The following is a 23207-nucleotide window of genomic DNA, read 5'->3' on the forward strand; positions in this document are numbered from 1 at the left end:
CGGGGCCCCGCACCGCGTCGGGGACCCGCGGGACGCGCTCCGCGGCGGGGACCCGCGGGGCCCGCCCTAGACCGCGGCCTTCTGGCGGACGCGCCGCACCACGTACGGCGCGACGCTGCCGAGTTTCTCGCAGGTCTCCTCGTACTCGCGCTCGGGGGTCGAGTCGGCGACGACACCGGCTCCGGCGCGCAGCCAGGCGCGCTCCCCGCTGCGGTAGATCGCACGCAGCACCAGGGCCGCGTCCAGGGCGCCGTCGTCGGAGGCCATGAGCACCGCGCCCGCGTACAGGTCGCGGGGGGTGTCCTCCAGCGCGGTGATCCGGTCGTAGGCGGGCTCCTTGGGGATGCCCGAGGCCGTGATCGCCGGGAACAGGGCGGCGAAGGCGTCGAAGGCGGACCGGCCCTCGGCCAGGCGTCCGCCGACCCGGGAACCGAGGTGCTGGACGCTGCCGCGCTCCTTGACCGCCATGAACTCGCTCACCGCGACGCTGCCGGGCGCGCAGATCGCGGCCAGTTCGTCGCAGGCGAGCTTGACCGACGCGGCGTGCTCGAAGACCTCCTTGGGATCGGTCACCAGATCCTGGCGGCGGGCGTCGTCGTCGGCACCGCCCCCGGTGAACGCCCGGGTGCCCGCCAGCGGCTGCGTGCACACGTGCCCGTCCGCGGTGACCTCGGCGACGGTCTCGGGACTGAACCCGGCCGCCTGCCGCCCGCCCAGGTCCAGCAGGAAGGAGCGGGCGGGGGTGTTGTTGCGTCTGCCCCGCAGGTAGGTGGAGGGCAGGTCGACCTCGAAGGGGACGTCGACCGCCCGGGAGAGGATGACCTTGCCGAGCAGTCCCGTGCGGATGTCGGCCACGGCCTTGGCCACCGCGGCCTGGTAGGTGTCGCGGCCCGCCCCGTGTCTGGTGTCGACCGGCGTGGCCTCCTCGGGGAGCTCGTGGACCGGAGCACAGACCAGCTCGCGCACCTGCGCCAGCCGCTCCTCGTCCACGCTCCGGATGAGCACGGCGTCCGCGCTCAGCCGCACCTCGGTGCGGGGGATGAACAGGTGGAGCAGGGGGCCCTCCGGGGCGGGGCGCCCGGCCAGCGCGTAGGCGAGCTCGAAGGAGGCCCAGCCGAACGCGTTCCAGCCGGTCACGCCCGCGTCCGCCAGCCGCGCGCGCACGGTCTCCAGCGGGCGGTCGCCGGCGGCGCGCAGGCTCCGGGCATCGGCCACCACCTCCGCCAGGCGGTCCCCGGCCAGCCACCAGCGGCCCTCGCGCTCGTAGACGACGTGGTCCTCGAACAGTCCCGAACCGGCCAGCCGCACGACGGCCGCCATCGGGTCGAATCGACCGGGGATCCTCAACTCGTGGTACTGGCGCACGCGACCTCTCCTGGCAGAGCGACATGGGGGCATGGATTGCTCCCTTAGGTTAGCCTTGCCTAATGTACAGCGCCCGGGGATCGATGAAAAGTGCCCAGCCCACAGCGTTCGCGGGAACCGTCACCGCCGCCCGGGAACGGCCTTCGGCGACGGACGGCGGACGGCCGGGGCGGGGCAGCGGCGCCCGCCGCGGAGGCGCGGGAAGTCGGCGGCCACGGCCCGACCGCGCCGGAGCCGTGGCGGCACCGCCGCGGCGCAGCGGCGGACCCGTGCCGGACCCGTGGCGGACCCGTCACCCCCGGCCGCGCCCTACCGGAACGACCACCCCGACCAGTGCACGACGGTCACCAGGATGATCGCCCCGTCCGGCGGCGCCTCCTCGTACTGGACATAGCGGGCGATGAGGCGAGCACGCGCGTCGGACCAGGCCGGGCCCTCGTGCTCGATGCGCGCGAACCCGTCGGCGCGCGCCCACCACAGGCGCTCCCAGTCATCGCTGTACTCGTCGGTGAGCAGGGACACCCTGGGATTCTCGGCGATGTTGCGCAGTCGGCGCAGGGCGCGGGAGCGCTTGGGCTTGTCGTCGACGGCGATGGCGATGGTGTCCGCGTAGGCGGCGAAGGTCACCGGCACCAGGTGCGGGCGCCCGATCGCGTCGACCGTGGCGAGCCTGGCGGCGCGGCTCGCCGAGAACCTCTCCCGGGCCCGTTCGACGTTCCACCTCATGCCGGTCCTCCTCAGCTCCCGGTCCGCCCGGCGTCGACACGCTGCCCACGGGTCGTCTCGACGACGACGGGGACGCCGCCGGGAATCTGCCCGTCCAGCCGCGCGACCAGGTCCTCCAGGGGCGGGAGGTCCTCCCGGGTGCGCACGTCCACGTGCATGGTCCTCGAGTGCACGGTCACGCCCGTGACGGTGGCGGACGGGTCGTCGGCCAGCCACTCCTGTGCGGCGTCCTCCCCTCGCGCGGTCCAGACGTGGATGAGCACGTTGAGCGTGGTGTTGGCGACCAGGAGCAGCAGCACCGCGGCGAACAGCAGGCCCAGGCTCGCGTACGCGCGGCGCGAGGAGTGCCCGGTGTCGCCGCTCTGCGGGGTGCTGTATCCGGAGGCCGCGAAGACGACCATGCCCGCGAAGACCAGGGCGAGGAGGTTGGACAGGAAGAGCACCAGGGCACCCAGGGCGAACCAGAACGCGCCGTGCCCCAGGCAGACCCCCACGACGACGAGGGGCGGAACGAGGGAGATCGCGATCGCCACACCGGGGAGCACGGCCGCGACGTCCTTGCGCGACAGCGCCACCGCGCCGGCCAGGCCGGTCGCCATCGCGGAGACCAGGTCGATCAGCCCCGGTGAGGTGCGCCCGGAGATCTGGCTGTTGGAGAGCAGGTCGTCGCCTCCGGGCATCACCCACGAGAACACCAGCCCCACGGTGATCACGAGTAGACAGCCGAAGATGACCACTCGAACCGATCCGGTCCGCCGCTTCTGGACCACACCCAGGGCGATGCCCATGATCGGCGTGGACAGCGGAGCGATGATCATCGCCCCGATGACGGTGGCCGTGGAGTCCGTGAGCACTCCGCCGGAGGCGATGACCGCCGAGAGCGTGAGCATCGTCCAGAAGGCCGACCGCTTGGACCGGCTGTCCCCGGCCGACAGGTCCACACTGTCCGCCAGTTCACCCAGCGACCGGCGCTGGTTGGCGGGAAGGACCTGACCGAGGATTCCGCTGCGCATGGGCCGAGTATCGCCCGCGGGGCGGTCCGGCGGCCGCAGGACACGACGGGGCGGCACGTCCCCGCCCCAGGTGGGAGCGACCGTGACTGCGTGGTGAGAACGTAGTACTACACTCGTAGTGGTGACAATCCCGAGGAGCCCCTGAATGCGGAAGAACCCTGAGCGACGCGCGTCCCTGCTGGACGCCGCCATCGAAGTCCTCGCCCGTGAGGGCATGCGCGGCCTGACCTTCCGGGCCGTGGACACCGAGGCCGGCGTCCCGGGCGGCACGGCGTCCAACTACTTCGCCAACCGCGACGCCCTGCTCACCCAGATCGGCCACCGCTTCTACGAGCGCCTGGAACCCAACGCCGCCCTCATCGCCAAGGCGCAGGAGGGCCCGCGCGACCGCGCCAAGGTCACCGCGCTCATGCACGAGCTGGTCGAGCGGGTCAGCTCCTTCCGCTCCGGCTACCTGGCTCTGATCGAACTGCGCCTGGAGGCCACACGCCGCCCCGAACTGCGCCGCCTGCTCACCGAACGCATCCGCGCCGACGTCGACGCCAACATCGACTTCCACCTGGCATCCGGGTTGCCCGGGGACAGGACGACGGTCGTCCAGCTCATCCTGTCCCTCAACTGGCTGATCCTGGAGCGGCTCACCCTCCCCGACGTCTTCCCCGAGGAACAGGTCCACGACCTCGTGACCGACCTCGTCGAGCGCGCCCTCCCCTGAGCCGCGTGTCCGGCGGAGACCCGCCTGGCGGCCCGTGCTCGCCCCGGCCGGAGGGACGGCCGCGCGCGGCCCCGCCGGGTCGGCGTGGGCCGTCCGCCGCCCTCTCCCGGACCGCGCACGGGCTGTCGTTCCTTGACCGGGACCGGAACATGTCACTCTGGCCAACGCCGCGGGGACGTGGAACGATCACGCACGTGACCACCAGAGCCTCCGCGACCCACCACCTGGACGATCTCGCCCGGTTGCGCCGCGTCCGCGACCGGATCGACCGGGAGTACGCGCTGCCGCTGGACGTCGAGGCGCTCGCCCGGGGCGTGAACATGTCGGCCGGGCACCTGAGCCGGCGGTTCCGGCAGGCCTACGGCGAGTCGCCGTACTCGTACCTGATGACACGGCGCATCGAGCGGGCGATGGCACTGCTGCGGCGGGGCGACCTGAGCGTCACCGAGGTCTGCTTCGAGGTCGGCTGCTCGTCGCTGGGCACGTTCAGCACCCGCTTCGCCGAACTGGTGGGCATGCCGCCCAGTGTCTACAGGCGCGAGGCCGAGCGGGCCACGGAGGGAATGCCCTCCTGCGTGGCCAAACAGGTCACCAGACCGGTCAGGAATCGAGAAGCGCCTGCCCAGCGCCCCGGCCTAGATTGACTCCCATGGACATCACGATGCACCAGGGCCTGCTTCCGCCCACCGATCCCGGCACCTCGCGGGCCTTCCACCGCGACACGCTCGGCTTCGAGGCCGGGGCCGGCGGCGGCTACGGCGACATGATCCGGATCCAGGAACCGCGCTGAGCCGCGACCGTGCCGCCGTCGGCACGCGCACCCCGCAGCAGCCCTCCGACGGGCGCGCCCTTCAATGTCACAGGCACTTCTCGCCCTCACAGACGGAGACACGATGAGTATGGCGACGGGGACCGACGCACCCACGTCCACACAGCACGAGGCCGACAGCCACGACCTCATCCGCGTGTACGGCGCACGCGTGAACAACCTCAAGGACATCAGTGTCGAGATCCCGAAGCGCCGCCTGACGGTCTTCACCGGCATCTCCGGCTCGGGCAAGAGCTCGCTGGTGTTCGGCACCATCGCCGCGGAGTCGCAGCGACTGATCAACGAGACCTACAGCACCTTCGTCCAGGGCTTCATGCCGACGATGGCGCGCCCCGAGGTCGACGTCCTCGACGGCCTGACGACCGCGATCCTCGTCGACCAGGAGCGGATGGGTGCCGACCCCCGCTCCACGGTCGGCACCGCCACCGACGCCAACGCCATGCTGCGCATCCTCTACAGCCGCGCCGGGCACCCGCACGTCGGCTCGCCCCAGGCCTTCTCCTTCAATGTCGCCTCCATCAGCGGAGCGGGTGCGGTCACGATGGAGCGCGGCGGCAAGACCACGAAGGAGCGGCGCAGTTTCAGCGTCACCGGCGGCATGTGTGCGCGCTGCGAGGGCCGGGGCAGGATCGACGACATCGACCTCACCCAGCTCTACGACGACTCCAAGTCGCTGTCCGAGGGCGCGTTCACCATCCCCGGCTGGAAGTCGGACAGCCTGTGGACGGTCCAGGTCTACGCCCAGTCGGGCTTCGTCGACCCGGACAAGCCGATCCGCGACTACACCGAGCAGGAGCTGCGGGACTTCCTGCACCACGACCCGGTCAAGGTCAAGGTCAACGGCGTCAACCTCACCTACGAGGGGCTCATCCCCAAGATCCGCAAGTCCTTCCTGTCCAAGGACCGCGAGGCGATGCAGCCGCACATCCGGGCCTTCGTGGACCGGGCGGTCACCTTCACGACCTGCCCCGAATGCGACGGCACCCGGCTCAGCGAGTCCGCGCGCTCCTCGAAGATCGAGGGCGTCAGCATCGCCGACGCCTGCGCCATGCAGATCAGCGACCTCGCCGAGTGGATACGCGGCCTCGCGCTGCCGGGGGTGGCCCCGCTGCTCACCAAGCTGGGCCACACGCTCGACTCGTTCGTGGAGATCGGTCTGGGCTACCTCTCGCTCGACCGGCCGGCGGGCACGCTGTCCGGCGGCGAGGCGCAGCGCGTCAAGATGATCCGCCACCTCGGGTCGTCGCTGACCGACATCACCTACGTCTTCGACGAGCCCACCATCGGCCTGCACCCCCACGACATCCAGCGGATGAACAACCTGCTCCTGCGGCTGCGCGACAAGGGCAACACGGTGCTCGTCGTGGAGCACAAGCCGGAGACGATCGCGATCGCCGACCACGTCGTCGACCTCGGCCCGCGCGCCGGGACCGAGGGCGGCACCGTCTGCTTCGAGGGAACGGTCGAAGGGCTGCGGGGCAGCGACACCCTCACCGGCCACCACCTCGACGACCGCGCCGCACTCAAGGAGAAGGTCCGGACGCCGACCGGCGCCCTGGAGATCCGCGGCGCGACGGCGCACAACCTGCGCGACGTCGACGTCGACATCCCGCTCGGCGTGCTGACCGTCGTCACCGGCGTCGCCGGCTCCGGCAAGAGCTCGCTCGTCCACGGGTCGATTCCCGCCGGCGAGGGCGTGGTGGCGATCGACCAGACCGCGATCCGCGGCTCACGGCGGAGCAATCCGGCCACCTACACCAAGCTGCTGGACCCGATCCGCAAGGCGTTCGCCAAGGCCAACGGGGTGAAGCCGGCTCTGTTCAGCTCCAACTCCGAGGGCGCCTGCCCGAACTGCAACGGCGCCGGCGTCATCTACACCGACCTGGGGATCATGGCCGGTACCGCCACGACCTGCGAGGAGTGCGAGGGCAAGAGGTTCCAGGCCTCGGTGCTGGAGCACCGCCTGGGCGGCCGCGACATCAGCGAGGTGCTCGCCATGTCGGTCGCCGAGGCCGAGGAGTTCTTCGGCTCGGGCGAGGCGCGCACACCGGCCGCGCACGCGATCCTCACGCGCCTCGACGACGTCGGTCTGGGCTACCTGCGCCTCGGCCAGCCGCTCACGACGCTCTCCGGCGGCGAGCGGCAACGGCTCAAGCTGGCCACCCACATGGCGGAGAAGGGCGGGGTCTACGTCCTGGACGAGCCGACCACCGGCCTCCACCTGGCCGACGTCGAGCACCTGCTCGCCCTGCTCGACCGGCTCGTCGACTCCGGCAAGTCCGTGATCGTGATCGAGCACCACCAGGCGGTCATGGCGCACGCCGACTGGATCATCGACCTCGGTCCGGGCGCGGGCCACGACGGCGGACGGATCGTGTTCGAGGGCACGCCGGCCGATCTCGTCGCCCGGCGCCCGACCCTCACCGGGGAGCACCTCGCGGAGTACGTGGGGGCCTGACCGGAACGGTGGGCGCGCACCGCGACCCGTCGATCTGCCGGCACAGGGGGCGGCCCGATCCAGGGCCGTCCTCCCTCGTCATGGGCGACGATTCCCTATCGTCACTCTTTTCACACGAAGCTCCGCCGCATCTTCCCTTTGACGCACCGCCCCGAAGAACAATCGGATGCTCCCGCGGTGATTCCAGGGTCCTCCCAGTTCAGGACACTGAAAGGATTCCCGGTGGAACCGGCGGTCCTGGGGAGCACCGGAAAGGTCCCTCTTCCGTGGCCGGTTCCGGCCAGGAATACCACTCTGTTCGCGGGAACCGCGTGGCCATGGTGGTGGGCCCTGATCGAAAGGCGGGGCCGATCGCCGCCTGAGGCGACGACACGGTTCGGGCACACGTGCGTGTAAGAGCGCTGCTACCCGTGTTGTGCGACGCTCACTGCGGGGCGGGAGCGGTAGCGGGTGCATGGCTACGGCTGTTCCCCCTGCAGCAGCGCGCAGTTGTTCGCGGCCTACCGCTTGGCGGCCCCCACGAGCGTCGCACCGGCCTCGGGCCGATGATCGACCAGGTGAAGCCTGCACACGGCCACGCCCAGCGCGTACCGGTTGTTGACGGCCAGCAGGTCCATGAGCCTGGCGATCCTGCGCCGTACCGTCCGCACGCTCATGAGCGCGCGCCTGGCGACCTGCTCGTCAGTGGAGCACTCGGTCAGTAGATGAAGGACAGTCCGATCCTCCTCTGTGAGAAGTTCCGCGACCCCTCCATGGCTGTTCACACATCGATTCACGTGAGCAACTTTCAACAGTGTGCTTCGTAAAATGTATATGAAATCAAAGCTCAGCACGGAGATTGGCCGTCCCTTCCAAAGCAACCGCACTCATAAACCCTGGATTGTGAGCCCGGTCACTCAACTGTGAGTAACCGGACGCACACGCGCGATACCTCGCGCGCTTCCAGCAAATCCTGTCTACCCGAGGCAAACCCGGCACACAAGAATGCCCGGGGCATCTCGTAAGGTTGGCAGCATTAGGCCATGATTCAACCGGCTCCTTGACATTGCGACTTCACGCGTGCTCGACTGTGACCAGGCCGGCAGAAAAGGAAGAATAATTTCCGCACGCCGCCGGCCATCAATTACACCCCACGAGCAATCAGCAGACATCGAGCCTTTCTTCGCGATGCCCCCCCTTTCGTCGCAAACGAAATGAGGAAATCCGTGACCAGTGCAACCTTGGAAGACTTTCTTCCCTCGGATCGAGCACGCGACCACCTCGTGCAGCGCATGGGCATCGAAATCCACGACCACCGCCCCGGATACGTGTCCGGGTCGATGCCGGTCGCGGGGAACCACCAGCCCCTCGGGATCCTCCACGGCGGCGCGAATGCCGTCCTGGCCGAGACTCTCGGCTCCCTGGCGGCTTTTCTCCACGCGGGCGAGGGAGGCAACGCCGTAGGACTCGACCTGTCCTGCACCCACCACCGGTGGGTCTCCTCAGGGCGGGTGACCGGGGTCTGCACCCCACTCCACGAAAGCAGGTCGACGGCGACCTACGAGATCGCCATCGCCGACGAAGCCGGGAAACGCACGTGCACCGCCCGCCTCACCTGCGCGATCAGGCGACGAGCATAGCCAGGAGAAAACGAACCCGCGTCGCCCCACACTGCGATCAGATCGGACTCATCATTGCTTTCGATCCCCACAAACCAAGAAGCCCGTCCTTCCGTGGATGATTTTCTCGGCCCTGGCGAGAACCGGTTCTTCGGACTCGGATTCCGCCGCGTCTCCTACACGCACTCCGACATTCTCGTCTCCAGCAGCCCGGAAAACCACAAGAGCGTGCAGGTCAGCGCCAACCTGAAAGTCCAATATCCGGAAGACTGGTCCAAGAAGGGCTCCGGGCGGAAGTTACGGCCGCACTTCAGCACGATTGACGGACTGGTCACCGCAGCCGAACTGACCGAGCTCTGCATCATCGACCACCAAGGGGACGGTACCGACAAGACGTCCTCCGCGTGGCTGCGAAGTGTGCGGATATCGGCGGGCAGCGAACCCATGGAGGACTTGGGACGCATCCCGCTGCACGCGGTGCGACGCTCCTGCGCGCCATGGGCCGACGATCCCACGTGGTCCGTGTCGATCGTCGACAACGCGATCGGCAACATGCGGGTCCGCTGTGAGGTGGTCCACCCCGCGACGCGCACCACGCCCGGTGAGTACGCGTACCGGACACCGGACGACGTCCTGGGCGACGCGGCGGACCGCTACTTCGCCAGAGGTTTCACCTCCAGGCGCCAGGAGGTCCGGAACGTCGTCGTCGACCCGGGGACCCTGCGGGCCGAAGCCGATCTCTCCGTCGTCCCCGACGGCCGGTACGCCCGTTCCAGCCGCGGGCTGGAAGGCGGCTACCAACCCTCGGTCAGCATGGTCGACGGCTTCGTCACCGCTCTGCAGTTGGCCCAGGTCATGCTCTACGACCTCGACGACATGCGTCGACAGGACAGCGACACCCTCTGGATGCGACAGACCACGCTCAGCGCGGCGCGGCCCGACCGTCCTTCGGTGGAGGGGGTCCGCGTCTCCACCGGCATCGCCGAACCCAACCGGGTCCGCATGGGCGGCTTCCACTGGCGAACCGGGGACATCGTCGGCGACCTGGGCGGGGTCCGCGTGAAATGCGCGGTCGCGCACCGCCTGCGTGAAGGGGAGGACCGATGAACCGTACGGCCGTCATCTGCGGCGTGGGCGGAGCCGTTCCGCCCAGGATCGTCACCAACCACGAGCTCAGCACCCGGCTCGACACCTCCGACGAGTGGATCCGCACCCGAACCGGCATCCGCCAGCGCCGTGTGGTGGAGCCCGGTACGTCCACGGGCGATCTCGCGGCCGAGGCGGGTTCCCGCGCGATGAAGCAGGCCGGCATGGCATCGGCCGACATGGTCGTGGTGGCGACCACGACGCCCGACCGCCCCTGTCCGGCCACGGCTCCGACGGTCGCCACACGCATGGGACTGGTGGACACACCCGCCTTCGACGTCGCGGCCGTGTGCTCCGGATTCATCTACGCGCTGCAGGTCGCGACCGGGACCATCGCCGCTGGGATGGCCGAGTCCGCGGTCGTGATCGGCGCCGAGTCCTTCACCACGATCCTCGACCCGGAGGACCGCACCACCGTGGCGGTCTTCGGAGACGGCGCGGGCGCGCTCGCGCTTCGGGCGGGCGACCGGAGCGAGGACGGTGCCGTGCTGGCCTTCGACACCGGCAGCGACGGCAGCCTCAGGGACCTGATCACCGTGCCGGCCGGAGGCGCCGAGCAACGGGCGACCGGGAAGGCGCCCGCACCCGGTGACTCCTTCTTCCGCATGCAGGGCCAGCCCGTGTTCGGCCAAGCGGTACGGCGCATGGCCGACACATCGCGCAAGGTCCTCGCCGCGACGGGATGGGAGGTCGACGACGTCGACCGCTTCGTCGGCCACCAGGCCAACAGGCGCATCATCGAGGCCGTCGCGGAACGCCTGGGGGTCCGCCCCGACCGGGCCGTGTCCAACATCGACCAGGTCGGCAACACCGCCGCCGCCTCCATCCCCCTCGCCATGGCCGACGGAGCGGCGGCGGGCCTCCTGGCCCCGGGCGACCGCGTGCTCCTGGCGGCCTTCGGCGGTGGCGCGACCTGGGGCGCGACCACACTCACCTGGCCGCGGCTCCCCGCCCTGTGAACCCCTGAACACGACACCCCACACGAGGAGCAGAACATGTCCGCGAACGTCACGAACCTCATCACCCAGATCCTGACGACCAAGTACGAGGTCCCCGCCGAGGAGATCTCGACCGAAGCCAAGTTCGAGGAGCTCCACCTCGATTCCCTGGCGCTCATGGAGATGGCCCTGGCCCTGGAGACGGAACTGGGTGTGCGGATCGCCGAAGGCGTCATCACGCCGGAGCTGAGCCTCGGTGAGGCGGTCAGCACGCTGGTCTCCCTCGGTTCGGAGGGCTGACGTGCGCCTGGTGCTGGTGCGGCACGGCCGCACCAGCCTGAACGCCCGGCACCGGTTCCAGGCACAGACCGACGAGCCGCTCGACCCCGTCGGCGCGTCCCAGGTCCGGGGCATCGCCGAGGCCCTGTCCCCGGACCGCTGGTCGGCGGTGTACTCCTCCACGATGGTCCGAGCCGTGGAAACGGCCGACATCATCGCCGACCGCCTGGGCCTCTCCCCCGCCCGCGTCCACGACCTGCGGGAAAGGCACCTCGGCGTCCTGGACGGCACCGACCGCAGGGAGTTCGCACGGCGCTACCCGGACGTCATGCGCAGGCTGCTGACCGACTTCGGCTTCGCTCCACCGGAGGGAGAGACCGGTGGCACCGCGTGCGCACGCGTGTGCCGTGCTCTGGACACCATCGCGCGCAACACCGGACACGACCGGGGCGGGTCCGTGCTCGTGGTCACGCACGGCGGCGTGCTGAACCTGCTGTCGCGCGCCCTTCTGGGACCGCACGGCCAGGAGACCGGCGTGCTCGGCAACGGCCGCGCGGCCTGCGTCGACGTCGATCCCACGGAAGACGGCGGCCCGACCGCCACCCTTCTGCGATGGGACGCGGCACCCCGCGAGTGCGAGGACCCGTCCGACGACCGACCCGTCCATCCCCCCACCCGCCTCATCACGAAAGGAAGCGCACTCGCATGAGCATCCAGATCGTCGTGGTCTTCGACGTGGTCCCCGAACGGTTCGACATGGCGGTGGACGCCTTCGGCGAACTCGCCAGACGCACCTCCGAGGAACCCGGCGCGCTTCGGTTCGACGCCTACGTCTCGGCCGAGAAGGCGAACACCGTGGTCCTGGTCGAGGAATGGGCCGACCAGAACGCCATCGACCTGCACATGAAGGAGGACTGTGTGCGCGACTTCCTCGCCAAGGTCGACGGCGCCTTCCGCGGCGAGCCCGCGGTCCACCGGCTGAGCTCCATCGACGCCTGACGGAGGGCCTGATGAACGAGGACACGGAACGGACGCGGGTCCTCATCGTGGGGGCCGGGCCCGTGGGACTCGTGCTCGCGTGCGAACTCCTGTGTGCCGGCGTGAACGTGGAGATCATCTCCAAGACCAAGAGGGAGAGCCCGCACTCCCGCGCGACCATCCTCTGGCCCCGCGTCCTGGAACTCCTGGACCGCGTCGGAGTCGCCGACCGCCTGGTCCTCGGCGGTCACTACTTCGACCAGATGAACTACTACTCGAACAAGCGCAGGATCGGCCTGGTCCGGTTCGACCGGTTGCGCGGCGTCGCGTACCCGTTCGCGATCACCATCCCGCAGTGGCGGACCGAGAGGATTCTGGAGGAGCATCTCACCGCGCTCGGTGGCACGGTCCGCTACGACCACACGTTCCTCGGGGGCGAGCAGTCCGTGGACGGGGTCACGTGCCGTCTCCGGGAACCGGATGGCCGGGAGCGTGTCAGGGAGTTCGACTGGGTCGTCGGCGCCGACGGGTACGGCAGCACGGTCCGCACGGAGTTCGGCTTCCGGTTCGCGGGCAGGTCCTTGCGCACGCGGCTGGCCATCACCGACGCCCACCTGGTCGGTGAGGCCACCAGCAGCGAGGTCGGCTACTACCTGACGCGAACGGGGAACATGGTGCTCGCCCCTCTGGGCGACGGGGTGTTCCGGGTGGGAGCCAGCGTCCCCGAAGGCCACGAGGGCGACACCGCGGACCGCGCCTTCTTCGAACGGCTGCTCAAGGAGAGGGTGCCGGGTGTCCACGGACTCGGGGAGATGAAGTTCAGCGGGATCTTCACCGCCCACGTGAGATCCGCGGACACGTACCACCGCGGACGGGTGTTCCTGGTCGGCGACGCCGCCCACGCGATGAGCCCCTCCGGAGCCCAGGGGCTGAACACCGGCATCCAGGATGCCGTGAACCTGGGATGGAAGCTCGCGGGTGTGGTGAACGGACGGTACCGACACCACCTCCTGGACAGCTACGACAGGGAGCGCAGGCCCGCTGTGGAGGAGGTCGCCGCGCTGTCGACCCGGCTCGCTCGGATCGGCCTGTACTCCACGTGGAGCCGGACCAGCGCCAGGGACGCCGCCTACCGGGTCGGTACCGCGACCCGGCTGCTGGAGAACTTCCTCGCTCCCCGACTGGCCCAGCTCGACACGCACTACGGGCGGCGGAGGCGAGGACGCGGACCGACCGTGGGCGAGCGCCTTCCCCTCGGGTGGCGGAGGACCAGCACCATGCCCTCACTCGCCGTCGACCAGTACACCATCCTGCTCTGGCCGGGGCTCCAGTACCAGTTCGACCGGTGGACGGGCTTCGTCGCCGGCCTTCGGCAGAAGGTCGCCGGAGCCGCCATCACCGATCTGGGAGGGCGCCCGCCGGGGCCGCTGGCCGACAAGCTCGGCACGAAGCCGATCGCGTTGGTCGTGCGCCCGGACGGACACCTCGACGCGCTCCTGCGGATGGACGGCGGCCCCTCCGCGCACCACGCGGAGGAACTGGGGCGCCTGGTCGCCCGCACCACCACCGACGCGGACGGGCGGAGCATCGCCCGCCCCGCTCCGCATGCGGCCGTGGCCCCCTGACGGGGGCTTCCACCACGCAACGAACCGAATCCACGCACTACCTGGAAGAGAGATCGAGATGTCCGACCGCGTGACCCTGACCGAGGTTTCCGAGATGTCGGCCGAACAGCTGAGCGTGTACGAGAAGTTCCAGTCCAACCTGACCCGTGCGCTCCTGCTCACCAAGGGGTCGGCCGCTCCACACCTGGCTCTCGGGGCCTCCTTCACCGTCGGGCTGCTCAGCGACCTCGACAGGGAGGTCATCGTCATGCGGGTGGCCAAACTCCGCGAGAGCGAGTTCGAGCGGCGGCTGCACTACCCGCTGGCGCTGAAGGCCGGGCTCAGCGAGGAGGAGATCGCGGCCATCGAGGACGGCTACTTCGACCGGATGGACGACAGCCGGGCGGCTCTGGTCCGGTACGTGGACGACTGCATCCTGCGGCACCGGGCCAGTGAGGCCGCCTTCCACACCCTCGCGGAGCACTACTCCCAGAACGAGATCGCCGAGGTCACCCACCTCACCGGGCACTGCGCCATGACGGCGATGTACCTCGACAGCCTGGGCATCCCCCTCGACGAGGAGACCGCCTCCTGGGGGCGGCTCACCGAGATCCAGGACTGAGACGGGTCCCCGCCCGAAGGGCACACCGGCCGGCCGGGGCCCGTCACAGGCCCCGGCCGGCCCGGTCACGAGAGCGCCCGGGCGATACCGGGCCGTCGGAAGGGAACGGAGTGCAGTACACACGACTGGGATCGTCCGGTCTCAAGGTGTCACGGCTGGCACTGGGATGCATGAGCTACGGGGACCCCGCCCTCGGGACCCATCCGTGGTCGCTGCCGGAGAAGGAGGGCACCAGGTTCATCGCCGAGGCGCTGGACCTGGGGATCAACTTCTTCGACACCGCCAACATCTACTCGCTGGGAACCAGCGAAGAGATCCTCGGCGCGGCGGTCAGGGGCTCGGCCAGGCGCGAGGACGTCGTGATCGCGACCAAGGTCTACGAAGCGATGCGCGAAGGCCCGTTGGCCGGGGGCCTGTCCCGCGGGGCGATCCTGCAGGAGCTGGATGCGAGCCTTCGCCGACTCGGAACCGACTACGTCGACCTGTACATCATCCACCGATGGGACCACGAGACCCCCATCGAGGAGACGATGGAGACCCTCCACGACGTGGTCAGGTCCGGCAAGGTCCGGTACATCGGCGCGTCGTCGATGCACTGCTGGCAGTTCGTCAAGGCACAGTACGTCGCCGACCTCCACGGGTGGACGCGGTTCGTGAGCATGCAGAACCACTACAACCTCATCAACCGCGAGGAAGAACGGGAGATGATCCCGTACTGCCGCGCCGAAGGCATCGGTGTGACCCCGTGGAGCCCCCTGGCCAGGGGCAAATTGGCCCGGGACTGGGACGCGCGGTCGAAGCGTACCGAGGGCGACCCGATCCAGGAGCGCTTCTACGGGCCGACCGAACGGGCCGACCGGGCCGTGGTGCGGGCCGTCGGCGAGGTCGCCGCGGCGCGGGGCGTCCCGCTCGCCCAGGTGGCACTGGTCTGGCTGCTCCAGCAGCCGGCCGTCGCCTCCCCCGTCATCGGGGCCACCCGGAGCGAGCACCTGCACGACGCCGTGGCCGCCCTGGACCTGCGTCTGGAGGCCGACGAGCTCTCCAGGCTGGCCGAACCCTACATCCCGCACGCCGTCGTGGAATACGTGTAGTCCCCCTCAGCGCATCGGAGCGATCATGGGCATTGCCGACTTCGCCATCGAGATCCCCACCCACAAGGTCAGTGTCGACGAGATGAGCCGTCAGTCCGGCCAGGACGTCGACAAGCTCACCGAGATCATCCCGGCCGGCCGGATCTCCGTCCTGGCCCCCGACCAGACCTCCTGGAGCATCGGACGGGACGCCGCCGCCAAGCTCCTCGCCCAGAACCCGGTTCCGCGGGACGAGATCGGGCTCGTCGTCTACGCCGGGTCCAGTGAATGGGGGACGCCCTTCTGGTCTCCCGCCGCCAAGATCGCCTTGGAACTGGGCATCCACAACGCCCACTGCTACGAGTTGTCCAACTTCTGCAACGCCGGCACGGCCGCGTTGGCCATCGCCGACGAGCAGGTCCGGGCCGGGAAGCACGGCGCCGCCCTGGTGATCATCTCGGACCGGCTGAGCCAGCTGGTCGACTACTCCACCGGATACGTGGAGCTCTTCAACTTCGCCGACGGCGCGGCCGCCGTCCTCGTCGCTCCGGAGGCGAGGTACGAGGTCCGCGCATCGGCCCTGCGTACCGACCCCGTCTGGGTGGACTACTACTACGGCGAGCTCGCCGGTGGCAGGGTGAGGGTCGAACGCACCGCGAAGCGCGACGGGCTCGGGGAGGCCTTCACCGAGAACTTCACGTCGCTGACCCGGTCGGTCCTGGAGGAGGCCGGGGTGAGCGCGGACGAGGTGGCCTACTACCTCGTCACCCACGGGAACCAGGACCTGCACCGCGACTACCTCGACGCGATGGGCGCCGGCCCCGACCGGAGCGTGTTCAACTACGACGCCGACGGTCACATGGGAGGGGTGGATCCCCTGATCGCTCTGGAGAGCCTCGAAAGGGACGGCAGGCTGTCCGCGGGCGACGTCGTCGTGATCGCGACCGCGGGCTCGGGATTCAGCTGGGGGGTCATGGCCGTCGAGATGCGGTGACGGACCGGGGACCACTCGTGCGCACGCTCCCCCCGGGGCGTGCGCACGAGCCGTGCCGTGTCAGCCGGGCCGGACGCCGTCCAGGCCGGGGTCCATCGCGAGCAGCTTCAGCTTCGCGTCGTCGGGGGAGTCGGCCTCCGCGAAGTAGATCTTGAGGAGGTGTCCGTCCTGGAGGGCGGCCGTCTGGTACATCAGCTCGACCGGCCCGACCACCGGATGGTTGAGCACCTTCACACCGTCGGTGCAGTTGGCGACGTGCTGGTCGGTCCACAGGTCGACGAACTCGGGGCTCTTGATGGTGAGCTCACCGACCAGCTCCGCGAACCTGGTGTCGCCGCGGTGGTCGGCCGCGATGAACCGCAGGTAGGAGACGTTGTAGAGCGACTCGGTCGCCCAGTCCGCGTACAGTCCCCGAACGTTCTCGTCGAGGAAGTTGAGCTTGATGACGTTCGGGCGTGTGGACGGTTCCTCCGGCACACGCACGTCCAGGTGCGGTGCGATGAGGCGGTGGTACAGCGGGTTCCACGCGAGGATGTCGCACCGGTAGTTGAGCACCGCGGCCGCCGTGTTCCCCAACGACCCCACCAGCGCCCTGGTGTGCGCGCTGACCCGGTCCGGGGGCATGTCCCGCGTCTTGCGGACCGTCTCGGGCGTACCGATCCGCAGCAGGTACTCCTGCTCGTCGTCACTCAGTTCCAGGGCCCGCGCGATCGACAACAGGACCGAGGAGGAGGCGTGCGGCACCTGGGACTGTTCCAGCCTCGTGTAGTACGGCTGGCTGACCCCCGCGAGGGCCGCCACCTCTTCACGGCGCAGCCCCGGTACCCGACGCGACCCCCTGGTGACCAGGCCGATCTCGTCCGGCTGGACCCGTTCGCGCATACGCCGCAGATAATTGCCCAGGTCGACTTCCATGTCCTGAATCACCGCCTCATGATCCCACAACGGGTCCCCGTACTCATGATGCCGGAAAACCGATCTTCTCCACCAATTCCCCACCTCTTGTTTCCGGAGTGTTTTCCTTCCACTCCTTTCAGGTTACTATAGGCAGCAGAACACTCCCTGGTTGTCGATGTCAATCATCGAGCCTGACCCAATGGTGGTTACCCTTGGCGTGGCTATCCACGGCCGGGGGATGGCTAAGCGGCGGAGACGCCTTCAACCTGTTGGCATGACCACCCAACAGGCATCGGAAACCACGTCGTCACCAAGGATGACCTCACGCCAGGCCACCGTTCTCGTCGTTCTGCTCGCATCGCAGTTCTTGATGGCCGCCGACTTCTCCATTCTCAACGTCGCACTTCCACGGGTCGGGGTGGACCTCGGCTTCAGCGCCGGCGGTCTCCAGTGGATCGTGACGTCCTTCGCGCTGTGCGCGGCGGGCTGCACGCTCGTGTTCGGCCGGGTCGGCGACTACCTGGGGCGCCGACGCATCTTCATCGTCGGCATGCTGATCCTGGCCGTCGCCTCGGTGATCGGCGGCCTGGCCGGCACGCCCGCCCTGCTGCTCGTGGCACGCACACTGCAGGGACTGGCGACCGCAGCCGTCACCCCCGCTGCCCTGGCCCTGCTGACCACCACGTTCACCGAACCCGGGCTTCGGGCCAAGGCGCTCGGACTCAACGGCGTCATGATGAGTTCGGGCTTCAGCGTCGGTGCCGTCCTCGGCGGGGTCCTGACCGACGCGCTCTCGTGGCGCTGGGCGTTCTTCATCAACATCCCCGTCGCGATCCTCGCCGTCATCGTCGTCCTGCTCGTGGTCCCGGAAAGCAAGGCCGATAACGCCGGCCGGATCGACCTGCCCGGAGCGGTCCTGATCACCCTGGGCCTGTTCTGCGGCATCTACGGGGTCACGCAGGCGGCCGAGAACGGAGCGGACCTCGTCTCGGTCGCGGCGATGGTCCTCTCGGCCGTGCTCCTGGCCGGCTTCTGGGCCGTGGAGTCCCGCACGAGGGACGCCCTGGTCCCGGTGCGCATCCTGCGCATGCCGGACGTCGCGTTCAGCAACATGTCCGCGCTGTTCATCTTCGGCGGCGAGACCGCGCTGATCTTCTTCACCGGCCTCTACGTCCAGAACGTGCTGGGATTCACGCCCCTCATGGCGGGTCTGGTCCTTCTGGGGATCGGCATCGGTCAGATTCTCGGCGGCATCGTCGGCCCCCACATCATCAAGAAGATCCCGCCTCGCACGCTCCTCGGGCTCTCCCTGATGGGCCAGGGGGCGTTCATGCTGCCGATACTCGTGATGCCGGCCACCCCGTCCTGGATTCTGGCGGTCGTCGCCACCCAGTTCGTGAACGCCGTGTTCTCCATGCTGGCGATGCTGGCGTTCATGGTCATCGCGACGTCGGCCGTCGACAGCGACCAGCAGGGGATGGCGACCGGTATGGCGACACAGAGCCAGCAGGTCGGCATCGCGATCGGTATCCCCCTGATGAGCGCGGTGTTCACCGCCGTGATCGGAGCCGAGGCGGCTGGAGCCGCCCAACTCCCGGGCATCCACACCGCGATCCTCGTCGACGGCCTCCTCCTGACGGCGGCGGGCCTGGCCCTCCTGTTCGTCCTACGGCGGACGGCGAAGGCGAAGGAGGACGCGCAGACGCTCCGGGCCGGAGGCGTCTAGGTTCGCCCCGCCCGTCCACCAGACCACCCCACGCAGCGAGAGAGGGATCCATCCGCCATGCGCAAAGCCCTACTGGCCGATCTGGAGGTCTCCCGCATCGGCCTCGGTGCCATGTCGATGTCCGACTACTACACCGGCGCGGGCAGCGACGAGGCCGAGGCGGTGCGCACCATCCACCGTGCGGTCGACCTGGGCGTCAACCTGATCGACACGGCTGAGATCTACGGGCCCTTCACCAACGAGGAGCTCGTCGGCAGGGCCGTGCGCGACCGACGCGACGACGTGGTCGTCGCCACGAAGTTCGGGCTGGTGTCGCACGCCGGGAACGGCCCCAACACCATCGACAGCACGCCGGACAACGTCCGCGCCTCGGTCGAGGGATCACTGAAACGCCTGGGCACGGACCGCATCGACCTCTACTACCAGCACCGCGTCGATCCGGACACCCCCATCGAGGACACCGTCGGCGCATTGTCCGATCTGGTCAGAGAGGGCAAGGTGCGCCACATCGGCCTCTCCGAGGCCGGCCCGGAGACGATCCGGCGGGCCCACGCCGTGCATCCGATCACGGCCGTCCAGACCGAGTACTCGCTGTGGTCACGCGAGCCGGAGGAGGAGCTTCTGCCCCTCCTGCGCGAGCTGCGCATCGGCTTCGTCCCCTACTCGCCGCTCGGCAGGGGTTTCCTGACCGGCCGGATCCGATCACTGGACCAGCTCGACGCGAACGACTTCCGCACCTCGATCCCGAGGTTCGACCGGGGCAACCTCGAACGCAACCTCGCCCTGGTCGACCAGGTGGCGGACATCGCCGCGCAGGTGGCAGCGACCCCCGGCCAGATCGCGCTGGCGTGGCTGCTCGCCCAGGGCGGTGACATCGCCCCGATCCCCGGCACCAAGCGCGTGTCCAGGGTCGAGGAGAACGCCGCGGCCGATGCCGTGGAGCTGCCCAGGTCGGTGCTGGAGCGGCTCGACACCCTGCAGCCCGCCGTCGGCGCGCGCTACGCGGAGGGAGACCTCGCCCGCGTCAACCTCTAGCGCGTTCAACGAAACGCCCGTACCAGAGCAGGCCCAGGTCACACCGTCCCGGGCCTGGGCCTGCTCTCGTGCGGGCGTTTCTCCGTTCAGCGACCACTCCTATTCCGGAGGAATCCGAGCTTTGTCAACAGGGGAGTCTGACTTCATTTTTGTTATTACCGCTTTGGCCACCAACAGACAGGTCTGGCCGTAAGGCGGAAAAGGGACAATAATTCCACTGGGAACGCGGTCGGCTCGGATCAATGGCATATATCCGATGCTTCCGCGGGCGCTGTTGCCCACGGGACGGCGACGACCCACTCCCAGTGGGGAGGTTTTCCCCGCGCCCTGACCCAGCGCACGGAAACCCACCTCCGCCGGTTCGGCGCGGTTTCGCGCCGAACCGGTGCATCCGGAACCACGCGAGGAGAGGAACAGAATGGAACACTACGGGGAGAGCCTGTTCGTGCGCGACGACCAGGAATCCCGGAGGCTGAAGGTCCTCTGCGACGTCTTCGACCCCCTGGCCACCACGACCCTGGACCGGTTGGGAGTACGGCCGGACGCCCGCTGCCTCGAAGTGGGCGCGGGGACCGGGTCGATCGCCCGCTGGTTGGCACAGCGAGCGGTCGACGGCGAGGTGGTGGCCACCGACATCGACACCTCGGGCCTGCGCGGTCTCCCGGAGGACAACATCACCGTCCTCAGGCACGACGTGACGAGCGGGGAGTTCCCGGAGTCCTCCTTCGACGTCATCCACGCCCGACTCGTGCTCAGCCACCTCCCCGAACGGGACGAGGTACTCCGCCGGATGAGGTCCTGGCTGGCGCCGGGCGGATTCGTCCTCATCGAGTCGTTCTGCTGGTTCCCCATCGACAGCTCGCCCCACCCCGTCTACCGACAGGTCCTCCGGCGTTGGAGCGACCTCATCCGCCGAAGTCTGGGCACGGACAGCTGGTGGGCGCGCACGCACCCCGGATCGTTCGCCAAGCTCGGCTTCAGCGAGGTGGGAGCGAACACGGTCACGCAGAACCTGCGCGGCGGCACTCCGCTCGCGGACTTCTGGCGCCTGACGATCACCATGTCCCATGACCAGCTCATCGGCAAGGGCTACCTCACGGAGGCCGAGCTCAGCGCGGCCTACCTGTTGCTGGAGGACCCGGACTTCTGGGATCTCTCGCCCGCGCTGGTTCAAGCCTGGGGCCACAAGGAGCAGCCACTCGCCGCAGGACCACTGGAGACCACCCCAGCAGCACAGCACTGATGCCGGTTCCCTCCCCCCACACCCCGCCTCCCCGCTCCACCGGCCCGGCCCGCCGGCGCCGCGCTGGACACACCTCCGGCCCGACGGGAGGCATGGTGGGCCCGCACCCGCTCCGCCCAGCGTGTCATCGCCCCGCGCATGACCGATGAACCGCTCCGCTCTCGGGTGGATGTCGTCCTCCGAGGGCGTTCCGCCCTACCCGTACACGTCGAGGGCCTCCATCGCAGAACCGTGCCCCGGAACCTCCCGCCGACCGGGGAGTGAGACCGTCTTCCCCTAGTCGATACCGGGTCCGTGACTCTCCCACCCCTGCCACCTTGGCCGGTGACACCGCCATCGCATGGCCGTGTCATGCTTCGCCGACCGGCCGCACCCGCCGTGCCGATGGCCCGGGAACTGTCGACCGACCCCTACGTTCCGACGATCGGATCCCCGCCTCCGAACGCCTCCCCCGCCGAGGCGTCGGATACTCGGTGGCCCTTTCCTCCCGGGGGCGCGGGGTCGCGGCCGACGGCGTGACATGCTGCTCTACGCGACCGTACGCACCGTGGACACCGATCAGTGAAGGGCTGATCGTCCTGTCCGTTCCTCCCCGCCATGGTCTCTGCGCGGGGAGCCCGGCACGGAGGCTCCGTCGGGGGACACGGCCTCCGCCGGTCCCGGCAGGAACGCACCACGGCGCGTTCGGCGGATACCTGATGGCCTGCATGGAAGACCCTGCGGGGAACGGCTGTTCCCGGGCTCGGCGGGGTGAGCGATCGAGAGGTTCATGTGAGCGCGTTGGTGGTTCTCGCTCTGGTGGCGGGATTCGTTCTGTTGGTGGCCGGAGGGGAGTCCCTCGTCCGGGGCGCCGGTTCTCTGGCACGGACACTGGGGATGTCCTCGCTGGTCGTGGGCCTGACCGTGGTCTCCTTCACGACATCGGCACCGGAGCTGGCGGTCAGTACCGACGCCGCGCTCTCCGGGTACCCGGGTCTGGCCGTGGGCAACGTCGTGGGCAGCAACATCGCCAACATCCTGCTGGTACTCGGGGCGGCGGCGCTGTTCGTGCCCCTGGCGGTGAACTCGCAGGTCGTACGCGCCGACATCCCGGTGATGGCGTTGTTGTCGGTGGCGGTGCTCCTGATGGCCCTGGACGGGAACCTGGGCCGAGTGGAGGGCGCCCTGCTGCTGGCGGCCCTGGCGGTCTACGTCACCGTCACGGTCCTCGTCTCCCGGCGTCGCGCGAAGGACGGAACCGCCGCCGGGCGGGTGGACTCCGCCGTCCCCGTCCACGGCACCACGCGCGCGCGGTCGGTCATGGCGGACGTGGTGCTCGTGGTCCTGGGCACGGCCCTGCTCGTGGCGGGGGCGCGGCTGCTGGTGTACGGGGCCAGCGCGATCGCGACGGCGCTGGGAGTGAGCGACCTGCTCATCGGGCTGACCGTGGTCGCGATCGGGACGTCGCTGCCCGAGTTGGTGACCTGTGTCGTCGCGGTGCTGCGGGGCGAGCGCGACATGGCCGTGGGCAACATCGTGGGCAGCAACGTGTTCAACATCGGCGCGGTGCTCGGTCTGACCGCCCTCATCTCCCCCGAGGGGATCGCCGTCGCGTCGGCGGCCCTGCGGTTCGACCTGCCGATCATGGTGGCGGTGTCCCTGGTGCTGCTGCCCATCGCGCTGACCAAGCTGGACGTGGCCCGATGGGAGGGCGCACTGCTCGTCGGCTTCTACGCCGCCTACATCATCTACCTGGTGGTGGAGGCCACCGAGCATGAGGCCCTGGAGCCCTTCAGCACCGCGATGCTGTGGTTCGTCATTCCCCTCACCGTGCTGTGGCTGCTGTTGGTGATGATCTACGAGCTGGGCACGCGCCGCCGCGGAAGGCGAACCGGAGCCACCCGCACGAAACGGGTGTGAAGGAGCGCGGGACGGGGTGGAGCCCGCGGTCTTCGTCCGCGCCCTCGTGACGGCGCGGCGTTGAGCACCGCG

The 23207-nt window shown here is 69.4% G+C and carries 23 protein-coding genes; 18 read left to right on the forward strand and 5 right to left on the reverse strand.

Annotation, left to right across the window (positions count from 1 at the left end):
- Positions 1-66: 66 nt before the first annotated feature.
- The 3 genes from M1P99_RS08720 to M1P99_RS08730 form a co-directional block, all read right to left on the reverse strand.
- The gene (locus tag M1P99_RS08720) at positions 67-1365 is read right to left on the reverse strand and encodes a salicylate synthase (protein ID WP_304452152.1); all 1299 of its coding nucleotides are present in this window, start codon (positions 1363-1365) and stop codon (positions 67-69) included.
- A gap of 309 nt (positions 1366-1674) precedes the next feature.
- Positions 1675-2091, reverse strand: coding sequence for a TIGR03668 family PPOX class F420-dependent oxidoreductase (locus tag M1P99_RS08725; RefSeq protein WP_304452153.1), 417 nt, complete (start codon positions 2089-2091; stop codon positions 1675-1677).
- An 11-nt stretch (positions 2092-2102) separates the two neighbouring features.
- Entirely contained in the window at positions 2103-3104 is a 1002-nt protein-coding gene (locus tag M1P99_RS08730) for a DUF389 domain-containing protein (protein ID WP_304452154.1), read from the reverse strand.
- Positions 3105-3249: 145 nt separating this feature from the next.
- On the opposite strand from M1P99_RS08730, the gene M1P99_RS08735 reads away from it, so the two are divergent.
- The 4 genes from M1P99_RS08735 (at position 3250) to M1P99_RS08750 (ending at position 7106) form a co-directional block, all read left to right on the forward strand.
- Entirely contained in the window at positions 3250-3819 is a 570-nt protein-coding gene (locus M1P99_RS08735; RefSeq protein ID WP_304452155.1) for a TetR/AcrR family transcriptional regulator, read from the forward strand.
- A 194-nt stretch (positions 3820-4013) separates the two neighbouring features.
- Positions 4014-4463 (forward strand): helix-turn-helix transcriptional regulator, encoded by a 450-nt coding sequence (locus M1P99_RS08740; protein WP_304452156.1) that lies wholly within the window; start codon positions 4014-4016, stop codon positions 4461-4463.
- 5 nt (positions 4464-4468) lie between these two features.
- Positions 4469-4609, forward strand: coding sequence for a hypothetical protein (locus M1P99_RS08745; RefSeq protein ID WP_304452157.1), 141 nt, complete (start codon positions 4469-4471; stop codon positions 4607-4609).
- A gap of 103 nt (positions 4610-4712) precedes the next feature.
- Complete coding sequence (locus M1P99_RS08750) at positions 4713-7106, forward strand: excinuclease ABC subunit UvrA (protein ID WP_304452158.1); 2394 nt, start codon at positions 4713-4715, stop codon at positions 7104-7106.
- A 500-nt stretch (positions 7107-7606) separates the two neighbouring features.
- Here M1P99_RS08750 and M1P99_RS08755 read toward each other — a convergent pair whose 3' ends face one another.
- On the reverse strand, positions 7607-7762 hold the full coding sequence (locus tag M1P99_RS08755) for a hypothetical protein (RefSeq protein WP_304452159.1): 156 nt from the start codon (positions 7760-7762) through the stop codon (positions 7607-7609).
- 615 nt (positions 7763-8377) lie between these two features.
- On the opposite strand from M1P99_RS08755, the gene M1P99_RS08760 reads away from it, so the two are divergent.
- The 10 genes from M1P99_RS08760 to M1P99_RS08805 all read left to right on the forward strand — a co-directional run bounded on the left by M1P99_RS08760 (position 8378) and on the right by M1P99_RS08805 (position 16335).
- Positions 8378-8725: a hotdog fold thioesterase gene (locus tag M1P99_RS08760; RefSeq protein ID WP_304452160.1), complete on the forward strand. Its 348-nt coding sequence runs from the start codon at positions 8378-8380 to the stop codon at positions 8723-8725.
- Between the two features lie 54 nt (positions 8726-8779).
- Positions 8780-9811 (forward strand): AvrD family protein, encoded by a 1032-nt coding sequence (locus tag M1P99_RS08765; protein ID WP_304452161.1) that lies wholly within the window; start codon positions 8780-8782, stop codon positions 9809-9811.
- Positions 9808-10809, forward strand: coding sequence for a beta-ketoacyl-ACP synthase III (locus tag M1P99_RS08770; RefSeq protein WP_304452162.1), 1002 nt, complete (start codon positions 9808-9810; stop codon positions 10807-10809). Before M1P99_RS08765 ends, M1P99_RS08770 begins: the two co-directional genes overlap by 4 nt.
- Before the next feature lie 36 nt (positions 10810-10845).
- Positions 10846-11088 (forward strand): acyl carrier protein, encoded by a 243-nt coding sequence (locus tag M1P99_RS08775; RefSeq protein ID WP_304452163.1) that lies wholly within the window; start codon positions 10846-10848, stop codon positions 11086-11088.
- Position 11089: 1 nt separating this feature from the next.
- A complete protein-coding gene (locus M1P99_RS08780) occupies positions 11090-11776 on the forward strand; it encodes a histidine phosphatase family protein (protein ID WP_304452164.1) in 687 nt (228 codons plus the stop codon).
- On the forward strand, positions 11773-12066 hold the full coding sequence (locus tag M1P99_RS08785) for a putative quinol monooxygenase (RefSeq protein ID WP_304452165.1): 294 nt from the start codon (positions 11773-11775) through the stop codon (positions 12064-12066). Before M1P99_RS08780 ends, M1P99_RS08785 begins: the two co-directional genes overlap by 4 nt.
- A gap of 11 nt (positions 12067-12077) precedes the next feature.
- Complete coding sequence (locus tag M1P99_RS08790) at positions 12078-13670, forward strand: FAD-dependent monooxygenase (protein ID WP_304452166.1); 1593 nt, start codon at positions 12078-12080, stop codon at positions 13668-13670.
- A 58-nt stretch (positions 13671-13728) separates the two neighbouring features.
- Entirely contained in the window at positions 13729-14271 is a 543-nt protein-coding gene (locus tag M1P99_RS08795) for a carboxymuconolactone decarboxylase family protein (RefSeq protein WP_304452167.1), read from the forward strand.
- A 110-nt stretch (positions 14272-14381) separates the two neighbouring features.
- A complete protein-coding gene (locus M1P99_RS08800; RefSeq protein ID WP_304452168.1) occupies positions 14382-15362 on the forward strand; it encodes an aldo/keto reductase in 981 nt (326 codons plus the stop codon).
- Between the two features lie 25 nt (positions 15363-15387).
- Positions 15388-16335, forward strand: a complete 948-nt coding sequence (locus M1P99_RS08805) for a 3-oxoacyl-ACP synthase III family protein (RefSeq protein ID WP_304452169.1) — start codon at positions 15388-15390, stop codon at positions 16333-16335.
- A gap of 60 nt (positions 16336-16395) precedes the next feature.
- Here the strand turns inward: M1P99_RS08805 and M1P99_RS08810 are convergent, their stop codons facing one another.
- Positions 16396-17262, reverse strand: coding sequence for a helix-turn-helix transcriptional regulator (locus tag M1P99_RS08810; protein WP_304452170.1), 867 nt, complete (start codon positions 17260-17262; stop codon positions 16396-16398).
- A gap of 244 nt (positions 17263-17506) precedes the next feature.
- On the opposite strand from M1P99_RS08810, the gene M1P99_RS08815 reads away from it, so the two are divergent.
- From M1P99_RS08815 to M1P99_RS08830, 4 genes are all read left to right on the forward strand, one after another.
- The gene (locus M1P99_RS08815) at positions 17507-18958 is read left to right on the forward strand and encodes an MFS transporter (protein ID WP_304452171.1); all 1452 of its coding nucleotides are present in this window, start codon (positions 17507-17509) and stop codon (positions 18956-18958) included.
- Positions 18959-19015: 57 nt separating this feature from the next.
- Positions 19016-19993: an aldo/keto reductase gene (locus tag M1P99_RS08820; RefSeq protein WP_304452172.1), complete on the forward strand. Its 978-nt coding sequence runs from the start codon at positions 19016-19018 to the stop codon at positions 19991-19993.
- A 418-nt stretch (positions 19994-20411) separates the two neighbouring features.
- Positions 20412-21236: a class I SAM-dependent methyltransferase gene (locus tag M1P99_RS08825; protein ID WP_304452173.1), complete on the forward strand. Its 825-nt coding sequence runs from the start codon at positions 20412-20414 to the stop codon at positions 21234-21236.
- 783 nt (positions 21237-22019) lie between these two features.
- Positions 22020-23135, forward strand: a complete 1116-nt coding sequence (locus M1P99_RS08830; protein WP_304455634.1) for a calcium/sodium antiporter — start codon at positions 22020-22022, stop codon at positions 23133-23135.
- The last annotated feature ends 72 nt before the right edge of the window (positions 23136-23207 follow it).

The organism is Nocardiopsis sp. YSL2, assembly GCF_030555055.1.
Lineage (GTDB): Bacteria > Actinomycetota > Actinomycetes > Streptosporangiales > Streptosporangiaceae > Nocardiopsis.